We start from the raw sequence: 12938 nt of genomic DNA on the forward strand, positions 1-12938 counted from the left end.
GTTAACTTACCTCACCACGACTCTCTTCAGAAGTCTCAAACTCAATCCCTTCATATAAATCAGCCAGGGCAATCTCAACGGGTACCGACACCAGCTCAAAGGACGCATTTAATCCTTGATACTCTGTCAATAGCCATTGATGCTCAGATTGTTTTACGTGATGTTCCACAAAAGGACGATACTGGTCAATCAACACATAATCCTGAAATGTCTCAATGGTGCGATAGTGAACAAACTTATCGCCGCGATCATAGTTTTGAGTGGATCGTGAGAGAGTTTTAGCAATCAAGATCGGATTAATAACCGTATCCTTACGTCCTGGTTTCAGCCCAAGTGGATCCGCAACCACCATCACATCTGGATACGTGTATAGATCAATCACTGGAATCCATAATCGCTGATCCGTCACAAACACCGTATAAGGTTTCTTCCGTAAGCCAAACCACAGTAGCGCATTCAACGCACTCGATAGTTTATTATGCGCAGGTGTACCCCCTGCCATTTCTACAATTTCTCCAGCCTGATATTCATGGCGCAGCTCAGACTCCACTTCTAAAGCCAGGTACTCTTCAGCTGTGTAGGTCTTCGGTTTAGATGTGGCAATCGTCATCGCTTTGCCCCCGTGTGCTAGCTCAAATGTAAGTTAAACCGATAATTTTAGCTATTCACTAAAATCCTTTACCCTTCTTTTTCTTTTTTGCCCCTTTACCTTTCTTACCCAATGCCTTGACCTCTTGCAATGGTGACTTACGAGGCTTTACAGGCTTAAGGGGCTTTACAGGTGCTGGAGGCTCAGCAGGCGCTTTACCAACGGAAGACGGTTTCTGCTCAGCTTGATTCGGTGTCATTTTCCCAGCCACATCTGAGAACATAGCCCCCCAGTCGCTTTTTTCAGAAGGCTCAGTGCTCAACGGTTCAGATTCATTAAACGTGTCAGTAAACCGTTTAGCCTCCGCCTCAAAGTCTGCCTCCGTTTGACAGTCTGGCTTACCCCAACGATGGATAAAGCTATACTGCCAGAGAGGTCCCGGCCAATGCTTTAGCAATGTTCCTTTGTGATTAGTTGCCACCTGAATGGCCGACTCATAAACCGAGTCCGTAATCACCCCTGCCGTGCGCAAAAAGTCATATACATGGGGAATTCCCCACAGCGTTGCAAATCCCTTCGATTGGCGGGAAGACAAAAAGCCACCAATCAGCTGGCTGACATAGCGATCCAGATTCTTTGCATTAATGCTAAAGAAAAGGTCTGAATGGGAGAGTTGTTTTTTAGACAGATCCCGTTCTTCTAAAGCACTCATGACTGCTGACCAAATCGCCTGACTACAGATAAAACTCAACTGATGCTGATTCGCCATGTGGATATTGAATCGCAGCGATAATTGAGGAAAGACTGCGCTAAGCTTCTTTTGAAATAACGCTATGATTTCAGGCCCATCCAGCACCTGGCCAGATAGGTTTTGGGAAATTTCCTGTTGTATTGCTGGTGTCTTTTCAAAGTCAAAGAGTTTAGCATTCTTTCCCCAAGCCTCCCAATCAACTGACTGGCCTTGCTGAACTTGCCGATAGGCTTGCTCCAACAAATCAGCAATGACAACTGTACCAAACGTATCTGATGAGCCTCCTATCAAATCTCTGGAGGTGGCGACAGGCGCATACACAGCACGGCTTACCTCAACCGCCTGATCTTGGGCATCATAAAAGCGCAAATCATCCAGCATAGGCAAAAGAAAATCGATGCTTTTAACTGGGTTTTGCCGATAGCGAGCCAGTTCTGAGGCGATTAACTCTAACTCTCGGTTAAAAAGCGCTACTCGAATGGGGAAATTGTCAAAATAATAGAATTCTTTCTGGTATAGCTCAGGCTGTTGCTGCTGAAAGATTTCTGTAAAGGCTAATGCCTCCTCAATTAAGTTGTTTCCCTCCAAGTCACATTGCACATCTATCAGCAAGGAAGCAATATCTTCCTTTTCCGCAAACGTTAGCGGAATGGGTTTAGAAATAGCCTCTAGCAAAAGCTGGTGCTGCTCCTGGGGAGACGCCTCACTAAAGTTTTCGTACCATTGATCGAAATCTTCTATAAATAGAGACATAGCAAGCTGATAGCAGGTGAGCCTTGGCCACATGCTATCGCGATCCTTATATGTTCCTGTAGCTACACCTTAATGTTTTAATACAGAGCAATAATGATCACGGTAGGTCAAGTACAGGTGCACTTCAGATGGCGAAGGTCAAAAAGTCGGAAAACGTACCCAAGGCCATGCAGGCCAAGTTCGACAGCATTGTGACCATTACCGACGAGTTTGCCAAACAATATCTGAATGATGAATATGCTCAGTTCATTCGCTATGCCGTTGCAGCCCTATGTCGTAAACGACCATCGCCGTTAGCCAAGGGGCGCGATAAAACCTGGGCCTGTGGCATTACCCACGCCATCGGTATGGTCAACTTTTTGTTTGATCCGTCCCAAGACCCACATATCAGTGCCAAGGAGTTATATCAAGCCTTTGGAGTAAGCAGCAGTACTGGACAAGCCAAGTCAAAACTGGTGCGCGATATCCTCAACACCCATCAAATGGATCCTGATTGGTGTCTATCTAGCAAGTTAGACGACAACCTCATGGCCTGGATGATTTCGGTGAATGGATTTATGGTAGATGCCCGCTCAATGCCCAGACATATTCAAGAAGAAGCATTTGCTAAAGGCTTGATTCCCTATCTTCCTGACAGTGAAGAGGAGGCTCAGGTAGATGCCTCAATGCCAATCCATAGTAAAACAGAAGCAACGAAGCAATCTGATGAAACATTGTTTGTTTTATATGTCGTTATCATTGCTGGGCCAGTAACAGACGAGTTTATAGAAGAAAATCCTGAGATCTCGCGCACCATTGAAATTAAGGGCAGTCATACCCTTAAAGATCTCCATAGGCTCCTGTTTAGTGCCTTCGATCGAGAAGAAGAACATCTCTATGAATTTCAGTTAGGGGGACGGGGACCCAATGACCCTAATGCAACCAGGTATGGGGTGCCAATGCCTGGTGACCCCAGTTCTGTCAACGATGTTGCTAAAGCTAAACTAGCCTCGTTAGGGTTATCTCAAGGAGACTTCTTTGGCTACTGGTTTGATTTTGGGGATGACTGGTGGCATCAGATTGCGGTGATGGATATTAAAGAGAAAGCACCTAAAGGGAAATATCCCAAAGTGACCGCAAGAGTTGGTGCTAGCCCACCCCAATATGCAGAATTTGATTGAGATAAAAGTATGAAGCCTCACAGAGAATTAATCGGGTTGGATTAATATCTCCTAATCGTTGTTTTGTATCAGATTATTGCTTGATTTCTCTATCCTATTGGCCCAAGGGTGCTACCACGTATACTTCTGAGGAAGGTGTCATATAAATTGGGATAAAATCATCAGTGTTTCCTAAATACCTCCAATATTGGCGCAAAATAGGGCTAATTCCCACCCTTGCTTTTAGCCTTTTCTGCATTACCTCAAAACTGCCCCAAGCCAGTGTCTTAGCAGAAACGTCAGGTGCTACAACTGCCACCTTTGACCTCAATGCTGATCTGCAAGAGCAAGCGGAATTTTATAATCTGCCCTACCCCTCAGACTTTCGTCTCGATGAAAATGGACAACCTGATCTGTCAGGGTTTCCTGTTTTCTCAAAACATGGTGTTGGTCTATTTAAGCGCCTAAAAAGCATCGCTAGCGATCGCCCTGGATTTCCTACCACTGCTGCAGGCTATTTTCGTTTTAATCAACCCCTCGCACCCCTCAATATTGATAACCTGATCCCAGCTGACAGCGATTCTCCTATTCTCTTGATCGATATCGATCGCAACTCGCCAGAACGGGGTCGCCTGTTTCCCATCGTTGCCACCACTCCAGAACCTGATCCCTATTACGTGCCTGAATATTTACTAGCAGTCTCTCCCTATCCGGGCATTGTGCTTAAACCCAATCGCCGGTATGCCTATGTGGTGCAAGATTCCCTAAAGGATATTAACGGCCAAGCGCTAAAGACCACCGACATCTTTGCCCAACTGAGAACAGGTAATATTCCTCAAGGGCAAATGAGACGCAAGTTCCTGGCCTACGTTCTCTATCAGCCTCTGTGGGAAACGCTTGACCAATTAGGTGTTGATCGAGAGAGCGTAGTGGTTGCCACGGTGTTTACCACGGGTGATGTGGTGGCTGACATGGCCAACCTTTCTAATCAAGTCTTAGAGCAGTACCGTCCTGATGTGCGCTCATTCGCGTATGATCCCAATCACGTTATCTCGGATCTTGACTACTGCAAATTTACCGCCAGGATAAAACTACCCCAATTCCAAAAAGGCTTTCCACCCTACTTCTTTTCTGAAGAGCAAGAAGGTCTGTTTGTGTTTGATGCCAGTGGCGACCTAAAACGCCAACGTTATCAAACTGTTCCTTTGGTAATTACGTTGCCAAAAACGCCGATGCCGCCAGAGGGCTATCCATTGGTCGCTTACTACCACGGGACTGCTGGGCTGAGTACCCAAGTGGTCGATCGAGGACCCGTCCCCAGACCTGAAGTCCATCGATTGCTGAATCAAAGACCAGTACCGGAACTGAATCGATTGCCCGATCGAGGACCGGCCGATGTAGTGGGTCGTCATGGGTTTGCCTCAGTGGGCAGTGCGTTACCGCTGAATCCAGAACGTCTTGATAATGTTTCAGCGGTTGTTTTTTCTGAGTTGTTGGATGGTCGTATATATTTGAATCCGGTTAATCTCTCTGCCTATCGCGATACCTTTCGCCAGGGAGTGATTGAGCAACGTCTTTTGCTGTCAGCTTTGGAGCGTTTACAGATTCCAGCCGAAGCACTAGCAGGTTGTGAAGGTCCCTCGTTACCTATGGGAGAGACTCATTTTCGTTTACAAACGGATTCAGTCATTGCTTTGGGGCAATCGCAAGGGGCCCAATATGCCGTGATGATGGCAGCGGTTGAGCCAAAAATCAAAGCTGTTGTTCCCACTGGCTCAGGAGGCTTTTGGGCTTTATTGTTTTCCATCTTGACGAATTCTGATCAACGTCAGGAGGCTTTAGCAAGATCTTTGCCTGATTATTGCCAAGAGCTCTTGTCGAAAGGTTTGCCTGAAGAAGAATTACCAGGTGATTGCACAGTAGATGACTTTCGAGAGATTGGCAGACTATTAGGGCAGGTGCTCGAACGCTCGGAACCGCTAAACCATTTGTACCCGGCGTTGCGTTTACTACAAAGTTCTTGGGAGCCGGTAGAGCCCATGGTATATATGCCTCGGATTGCTAGACGACCATTGCCTGATCATCCGGTGAGATCGATCTATCAACCTGTTGGGCAGTTCGATAGTGATTTCCCTGAAGACGTCTTCAATGCAATGGCGCTGGCGAGTGGTGTTCAACAGGCGGGACCTACACTTTGGCCTGGAATGCAAGCATCTTTAGCATTAGAGGGATTCGATGGAATCTTGTCCTATCCGGTTTCTGACAATTTGATCAGTGAAACAGGCGTTCCTTACACTGGGATTGTGGTGCAATATGAGGGAGATGGTATTAAAAACTCCCACACTATTTTTTCTCAAAGCCTCAGTGTGAAATACCAATATGGTTGTTTTATGGAGAGCATTCAGGAACAGGAGTCAGCTACTATACTGGCTCCCCGAGCATTCTTGCCTCCTTGTTTGTTTCCATCCATATGGCCATTGCCTTAGTGCCATGGCATAGTGTCACGTCTATGAAAAGATGCAATATTTTGTTTTATGAGGTGTAGAGGATGTCTTCAAAGATGGCGAGCTTGGGTGCTGAGTCAATCATTTCCATTGAACTCAACTATTGTTATTTAGCTTAATTCAGAGAATTAAAGCGTTACCCTAATCAGAGATAGGCGATCAGTCGATTAGGAAGGAGCTATGTACGGAATTGTAGGTGTTGAGGAAATATCAGCTCCGGACTTTGCCCAGCGGCTGGCAGAGGATGGGTTACAGCTGGTAGATGTTCGAGAACCAGAGGAAGTTGCGATCGCACACCTCTCCAACTTTATCTATTTGCCTCTGAGCCAATACGCTGACTGGGCTGATCAAATCTTTACCCATTTAGATCCCAGTCTTGAAACCATTGTCATGTGCCACCATGGCATTCGTTCAGCCCAAATGTGTCAGTGGTTACAGCGTCAAGGGTTTGAGCGCACCAAAAACCTATCTGGTGGTATCGATGCCTACTCTCGCCTAGTAGATAATACCGTTCCCCGTTATTGATGACTTAGAGGGGCTGCCTCTGGTAATTTGGTAAATCTAAGATTGAGTTGAGAGTCTATGTTTGGCCAGCTACTGCTAGGGCACTAGCTCCACTCACTGCTCACCACTCAAAAATCCATGCTTAGCCAGCTTCAAACCCTTGTCCGTGAAGTTGATGGACGTTATGCCACCGACACAGAGCTAATGTTTTTGCAAAATTACCTGCAAACGGCTCGTCTACGGTTTAGTGCCTATCAAAAAATTCAGAAAGCCGAGACCGCTATCATTCAACAGGTCAAACAAAAACTAAAGGCTACTGACCCTCAACTGCTCCGGCGGGGCAAAGTTGATCTCAGCGCTAAGTGGCAACGGGATGCTGTGATCGGGTTTCGCTACTGTGCCCATGCGCTACTAGTAGCTGACGAAGAAGGATTAGAGGAGCGTCTTTTGCTGTGGTTTCAGTCCATCATACGTTCCTTTAAGGCCCAGCAAAGCTGCGACATTACCTACAAAATTATGCAGGATGTAGTGCGTCAGCATCTAACGCCGCAAGAAGCAGAGCTATTTTGTCCAATTTTGGCCCAGGCTAGACTTTTGCTAGGGCAATAGCGTTACCCTGAAGGTACGCTCATGTATCGCAGGTCTTATGGATATTCCATCGGTTGGCGCCCACAAGTTGCGTCAGCAATATCCCAATAAACACAATTACTATAAGTTTGCCGATTTTTTCCAGTTCAATACATCTAAGGGCACTATTTCTGACTGGCATGGCAGCCGTAATATCCTGACAAGTGAAGATTTCATCATTGGTTTGTTAGAGGGCTTGGAAGAAGAAGTGGGAGCCGCTTCAGCCGCTGTGATGTACTCCATTGGTTTGGAATGGGGTAAACAAGACTCATTATTTTTTGACCAGTGGTTTGAGCGGGAGTACAACGTTAGTCCCCAGCAGGCTAACCTTATGTTTCTATTAGAAACCTGGTGGTGGCCCTTTACGGCCCAAGGTTGGGGCCGTTGGGAAATTGACATGGCCGATCGCACCCAGGGGTTTATGTTCATTAACCTCTTTGACTCAGCCGTTGCACGCACTTTGGGGGATGTGGGTAAACCCGTCTGCTATCTGTATGCAGGGCTATATGCTGGCTTTTTTACTGAAATGGTACGTAAACAGCTTAGCTGCATTGAAATTCAGTGCTATTCCATGGGGGAAACCTACTGTAAGTTCTTATTGGGGGCCCGAGAACGAATTGATGCGGCGGCGTTTTGGCTAAATGAAGGGGCGACAGCTAGCGATATTCAAAACCGGCTGCGTTCCGGAGATTCATTGTGATGGCTAACGATGTAATCAAGTCTAAAGTGAGCAGTCAGCCCCTGGAACTTATCTCAGTTGGGGAGTTTTTTCAGCAAATCAACTGGTATGGCAGGACAATGCCTGGTATTGATGAGGCAGACCTGGCGAATACTCCCTATGAAACGGTTGGGCAATTTTTTGCTACATTTCCTTGGCAGGGAGCAGGGGGGGCTACGACTGCTGACGATTGGGATGCAGTGAAAGATGATGAGACTGCCCCCATTGAACAAGCTACTCTCACGCTAGAAGACCTATCGGCGCTATTTTAGGTCTGTCGGTTATTTTGAACACGCTAGTTTTGAATAAAATTGCCCTCTAGCATCACCATGACAACGCCTCCTAGCCAGCACATTTTGCGACAGATTGAGCTTCAACCAGATAAGAGCTATCTGACACCTCAGGAGTTGAGTAGTCTGGGTCGGTATGTTGGCAGCTTAACGGACCGTGTCCGCGCATATCGCCAGCTGCGTGAGTGGGAGGTCAACCTGATGCAAGAACTGGTGGATCGGCTGCCGACCGAGCTGAAGGAAAATACTAGGGCACTGGAACAAAGCATCAAACAAACGATCTTGATCCTGCGCTATGCCGCTTTAGGCATGCTGGTGGATGACGTGCATCTAGGGCGACGTCGCTTAGAGGGGTGGTTGCCAACGATGGTGATGGTTTATCAGACTCAATCAATCGATGTATTGCTGCAAAAATCCCTCAATCAACAGCTACCCAGGCTATTAACTGACTCCCAGTTTGCTTTACTACAACCGGCCCTAGAGTCAGCACAACAGCTCCTGAAAGATGACGTAAAAGAAGAGGGGGCGGAATAGAATTTCCATTCTAAAAAACTTGCCGATGATAAAATTTCTCCACGTAAGCGTAGTTTCAGTACGAGAACCTTTGAGGGACTCATTGTAATGGTATTAGTCGCCGATTTACTTGCAGACACTAATCTGACTTCCAACTACTTTGCCAGTGATGTCTATGTGCATGGCAGCCTAGATCTGGGGTTATTGGAGAATCGTCGTGGTGATCGGCTACTGGCTTTGCCAGAAACCCTGATTCGGGCAATTTATTCAGGGTTAGATAATGAAACTGGTCAGGCCTCAATGTTGGTGTTATATAACTGTGGGCGCTGGTGGGGAAAAAATTTTTATACACGCTTTTGCGAAGAGCTAACTGACTACCACAATCGTTCGATATCCAGTTTGTCAATGTCTGAGTTTATACAGGCTTTGCAACAGTGTTGGGTGACCCATGGTTGGGGGCAAATCAGTTTGGATAATACCTATAAACCTGACGGATTTTTGGTGGTAAAAATCCGCGCATCGGCTTTTATTGACTATGCTCCTCAGTTAGAAAGACCTGTAGGATTTCTAGAGATGGGCGCATTACAAGCATTTTTCAGTGAATTGAGTGAGCAAACGTTGCACTGTGTACAAACAGCTTGCGAGTCATTGGGGGCTGAAGAAAATTGTTTTGTTCTGGGTGTCGAAGAGCGATTGGCCCTGGCAGAGGCAGGTGTAGAACAAGGGCTTTCCCACGCTGAAATTATGAGCTTACTGGTGGGCCAGGGAGCTTAGTCGCGTGCCAACGGATTGATAACGGGATTTAGTGAACATGAGCCATCAGCGGTCTAGCTATCGCCTGTTGGGGCTGGTCGGCAACGGTCAGTTTGGGCGTGTGTATTGCGGTGTGCATCGCAAGACCGGGCAACTGGTCGCCATTAAGTATTTACATCGTCATAGCTTATCAACCCATGCGTTTTTGCGAGAGCTTCACTGCTTATTGAGTTTGTCGCATCCCCATATAGTTGCCTGTCACGCTTTAGAGCATTGTGAGGATGGGCGGCGGTTGGTCTTGGAATATTGTGCCGGTGGTACATTGCGATCGCACATGCTCAGCCCCCTCAGCGTGGCTGATATTCTCACCCTGGTGTCAGATGTGCTCTCGGGGCTGGCCCATGCCCATCAGCAAGGCATTATCCACTGTGATATTAAACCCGAGAATATTTTGCTCAGCTACAGCGATGGTCGCTGGCGAGCCAAGATCTCAGACTTTGGTATTGCCAAACTTACCCAAGACCAGCAAAATCACCAAGGCACGGGACAGACGGGATCCCCGGCTTACATGGCACCAGAGCGTTTTTATCGCCAGTACTCCCCATCAGCAGATGTATACGCAGTTGGCGTGATGTTGTTTGAGCTGCTAGTAGGTCAACGCCCCTTCACCGGTACGCCTATGGCCTTGCAATCAGCCCATTTAAACCAGCCTGTGCCTGATGCAGACCAACTTAGCGAACCGCTGAAACATATTATTGCCAAAGCCTTAGAAAAGTTGCCTGCGCGCCGCTATCCAACCGCTGCGGAAATGTTGGTTGACCTCAAACAATTAGATCCCTCTAGTCTGAATCTTGGACAGTCGCTTAACGCCCCAAAGATCGATTACGTTTCCTACACGGGCAATCCCCTACATCGGCTGACTCAACCAGTCACCCATTTTCAAAAGCTATCAGCGGCATCCATTACGCAGGATGATGAGTCAGCTGTCGAGTCCACAATGCTGATGGTCCACGGTTTACAGCTTGCTACTCTCCAACAGCAGTCACTCAACGTCTCACCGCAAATTCTTGATGCGTCAGTACAAGGGCTACATCTATCCCCAGCCGGACTGATGGTGAGTACGGCATATACCCTTTGGCGTGGTGCAACCCCTGAGTGTTTGACCTCCCTGAGTCATTGGCCATTGCCTGCCATGGTTGCCGTGGCACCGCATCAACGTTGGATAGCTACGGTTAGTCCCAGTACCAAACAATTGACCATTACCCAATTACGTGAACCGACTCAGACCCCTGTACGTCGGCCCTTGCCTCCAGATATTGAGATCCATCAGGTAGTGGCGATTGATAAGGCCCACATCGGTATTTTGACCAGTAGTGCTGGTTCAGGCAGCCAGCTGATGTTGTGGAATCGTCGAGGCATGTATCTGACCTCACTGGATTTAGGGATCACGCTGCAGCAGCTTACGCCCACAGATCAGCGCCATCAATGGATGGCTATCGATGTCCATGCACCTCACACCGTTGTCTTTCTCACCCTCAAACCCCTGCGCATGACACGCATGATTTTGGATATTTGTCCGGCGCTAATGCTGGATTTGCCCTGGGGATATCTTTTCAGCAACACTGTAGGACGCATGTTACTGCTTGACCGTGATTTCTATCCCATTGGGGGGATTCAGGGGCCAGCTGGGGTAACTGCACTGACTGCTATGAGTGCCCATGAGTTACTAGTGGCCACATGGCAAAACAAACCGATTGGGCTCGGGGCGCTCCATAGGTTAAACCTGCAAGAATTTGATCTGGATATGATTTTTTAAATGCCTCAGTTAATTGCGTAAATTGACTTGTCCATCAATGCCATTCTCTTCCAGCCATTCTAAGCGCTCTTGAGCATCAGCCTCATTGACATAGGCTCCGGCCTGCATAAATACTTGACTGCCCATCTGTGTACGAAAAGCATCAGGGACCAAGCTCTGAAGTTTCTCTGCATCAGCCATATCTACGAGCACACGATAGCGAAACGTTGCAGTTAGGGCGACTGAGCCTGGCGGTGTCAGGCTCAGTGATCCACTCCGACTGGGAATGGCTATCGATGGCACAGGCAGCCGCTCACCATTGGTTGTGGCTGTGGGTATATCAGGGCGTACATCGGGGGTAGTGAGGTCACTACTGTTCTCTGCTCGTGGAGATGAGGCTGGCTCAGGTCTGCCATTGAGTCGGGTTAACAGTTGCGAAACACCTTCCCGTTGTCCAGATGATGAATTGTTTTGGTTAATATTCGGTGCACTGGCTGGAATAACGGCGATGGGGATAGCATCATCAGTACTGGTTTCGGTTGGAGCCGCAGCAATGTCCTCCGTTGCAGTCGGGGCGGCTTCATCAGCGACATCAATAACGATTTCGTTGGCCTCTGATGATGGGGCCTGGCGGGTGGATGATGGGGCCTGGCGGGTGAGGGATGCTTGAATATTGACGGGGGCTGGGGCAGCCGATGAGATGGCTAGATGCTGTCTGTAAGATGCGATCGCACCCGTTGTCGCACCCGTTGGCTCATCAGTTTCATTGTCATGAGTCGCTGTGTTAACACGCTCTAGTCCATCGTCTGGTTCATGAGTCTCAGATAAACCTTCTATAACCGGATTGGAATCAGCTGTAGCTTGGTTGATGGCTATATCAGTTGCAGGAATATCAGCTTCGGGCTGTGCCAGTTCTGTTGTTTCTGCTTGCACATCAATAGGACTGCTAGTCTCAGAGCTGCTAGTCTCAGAGCTGTTAGTCTCAGAGCTGTTAGGGGTAGATGCTGGCCTTGTTAAGACCGCTGGCCTTTCCTGTACTGACACCGTAGGTATTCTCGTTTCATGGGAAACCTCAGATACTTTAACGGCGACGATATCAGTAGAATTCTCAGCTATAGCGGCTGTAGTGGTGTCTACTTCCACCACACCATTGCGCCCATTGTCATCCAGAACATTAGCTTCTAAAACAGGACGGGCATTGTTTTTTAAGGCAATTCCCACCTCATTGCGTGTAATGCGATTATTGTTAATAACGGGAGTCGCCGGGTTGGCCACAGTGATGGCTCGGCCTGTCGTTTCAAAATAGTTGCCTCGCACAAGGGCACGACTATTTCCCTGAATGCTTAAACCGTAATGGTTACGGTTGAAATAGCTGTTTTCAATGACAGGATCACCATGGGTAATCTGAATGCCCGCAACAGCGTTAGCAACAAGCGCGACTCTACGCAGAATCGGTGAGCCTGCTGAAATCCACACACCGTTTCCCTTAGAGTTAGAGATGACGACATTGGCAAGACCGGATCGATCAGCCGCCAATATAGTTGCATTTTGAGTGCCGTTGCCATCACGGAAATCTCCTCCACCCGTAATAATTGTGTTGCGGGTTTGACCTGCATTTCCCTGAATCGTAATACCTGGTCGTAAACGCAACGGAAATTGTTCCCCCGACTCTTGGCTGTAGTGCCCCGGTGCTAGCAAGATTACCGTGCTGGTGTTGGTGGGAGCCATCCGTAAGGCTTGGGTAATCGTTTTATAGGGTTGTTCGGCACTGCCAGCACCTTGTATATCAGTGCCTGTGGCTGCATTGACGTGCAAGACACCATAGCTTTGAGAGGCTTGACTCATGCTGATGGTGTTTTGTGCAGTCGAGCCATGTTGGGCTTGTGCTCGTGCTGGAAGAGCCGTCATGAGGGTGGCCAAGCTTAGCAGCACTACCCTGTCCAGCAGGTGTTGTCTTATGCGTTTTGTTGCGTTCATCGTCGAATCCACTATCGTGATTGCC

At 47.9% G+C, this 12938-nt stretch carries 12 protein-coding genes; 9 read left to right on the top strand and 3 right to left on the bottom strand.

Features of this window, described 5'->3' with window-relative positions:
• Window position 1: 1 nt before the first annotated feature.
• Window positions 2–610: a Uma2 family endonuclease gene (locus U2F10_RS19815; protein WP_163697520.1), complete on the bottom strand. Its 609-nt coding sequence runs from the start codon at window positions 608–610 to the stop codon at window positions 2–4.
• 58 nt (window positions 611–668) lie between these two features.
• Complete coding sequence (locus U2F10_RS19820; RefSeq protein WP_499873117.1) at window positions 669–2093, bottom strand: hypothetical protein; 1425 nt, start codon at window positions 2091–2093, stop codon at window positions 669–671.
• A gap of 128 nt (window positions 2094–2221) precedes the next feature.
• Between U2F10_RS19820 and U2F10_RS19825 the strand changes: the two genes are divergently transcribed.
• The 9 genes from U2F10_RS19825 to U2F10_RS19865 all read left to right on the top strand — a co-directional run bounded on the left by U2F10_RS19825 (window position 2222) and on the right by U2F10_RS19865 (window position 10957).
• Window positions 2222–3253 (top strand): plasmid pRiA4b ORF-3 family protein, encoded by a 1032-nt coding sequence (locus U2F10_RS19825; protein ID WP_163697524.1) that lies wholly within the window; start codon window positions 2222–2224, stop codon window positions 3251–3253.
• 164 nt (window positions 3254–3417) lie between these two features.
• On the top strand, window positions 3418–5718 hold the full coding sequence (locus U2F10_RS19830) for a hypothetical protein (protein WP_499873118.1): 2301 nt from the start codon (window positions 3418–3420) through the stop codon (window positions 5716–5718).
• 198 nt (window positions 5719–5916) lie between these two features.
• Window positions 5917–6261 carry a rhodanese-like domain-containing protein gene (locus tag U2F10_RS19835; RefSeq protein ID WP_163662752.1) on the top strand — a complete coding sequence of 115 codons (345 nt, stop codon included), beginning with the start codon at window positions 5917–5919 and terminating at the stop codon, window positions 6259–6261.
• A 117-nt stretch (window positions 6262–6378) separates the two neighbouring features.
• Window positions 6379–6849, top strand: a complete 471-nt coding sequence (locus tag U2F10_RS19840; protein ID WP_006516398.1) for a bilin-binding protein — start codon at window positions 6379–6381, stop codon at window positions 6847–6849.
• 37 nt (window positions 6850–6886) lie between these two features.
• On the top strand, window positions 6887–7567 hold the full coding sequence (locus U2F10_RS19845) for a V4R domain-containing protein (RefSeq protein WP_499873119.1): 681 nt from the start codon (window positions 6887–6889) through the stop codon (window positions 7565–7567).
• Complete coding sequence (locus U2F10_RS19850; protein ID WP_499873120.1) at window positions 7567–7857, top strand: hypothetical protein; 291 nt, start codon at window positions 7567–7569, stop codon at window positions 7855–7857. Before U2F10_RS19845 ends, U2F10_RS19850 begins: the two co-directional genes overlap by 1 nt.
• Before the next feature lie 57 nt (window positions 7858–7914).
• Window positions 7915–8409: a globin family protein gene (locus tag U2F10_RS19855; RefSeq protein WP_499873121.1), complete on the top strand. Its 495-nt coding sequence runs from the start codon at window positions 7915–7917 to the stop codon at window positions 8407–8409.
• An 87-nt stretch (window positions 8410–8496) separates the two neighbouring features.
• Window positions 8497–9162, top strand: a complete 666-nt coding sequence (locus tag U2F10_RS19860; RefSeq protein ID WP_006516394.1) for a V4R domain-containing protein — start codon at window positions 8497–8499, stop codon at window positions 9160–9162.
• A gap of 37 nt (window positions 9163–9199) precedes the next feature.
• Window positions 9200–10957 carry a serine/threonine-protein kinase gene (locus U2F10_RS19865; RefSeq protein WP_499873122.1) on the top strand — a complete coding sequence of 586 codons (1758 nt, stop codon included), beginning with the start codon at window positions 9200–9202 and terminating at the stop codon, window positions 10955–10957.
• A gap of 9 nt (window positions 10958–10966) precedes the next feature.
• On the opposite strand, the gene U2F10_RS19870 is transcribed toward U2F10_RS19865, so the two are convergent.
• On the bottom strand, window positions 10967–12913 hold the full coding sequence (locus U2F10_RS19870; protein ID WP_499873123.1) for a DUF1565 domain-containing protein: 1947 nt from the start codon (window positions 12911–12913) through the stop codon (window positions 10967–10969).
• Between the last annotated feature and the right edge of the window lie 25 nt (window positions 12914–12938).

This window comes from Leptothoe sp. EHU-05/26/07-4 (genome assembly GCF_043421015.1).
Classification (GTDB): Bacteria; Cyanobacteriota; Cyanobacteriia; order Phormidesmidales; family Phormidesmidaceae; genus Leptothoe; species Leptothoe turfae.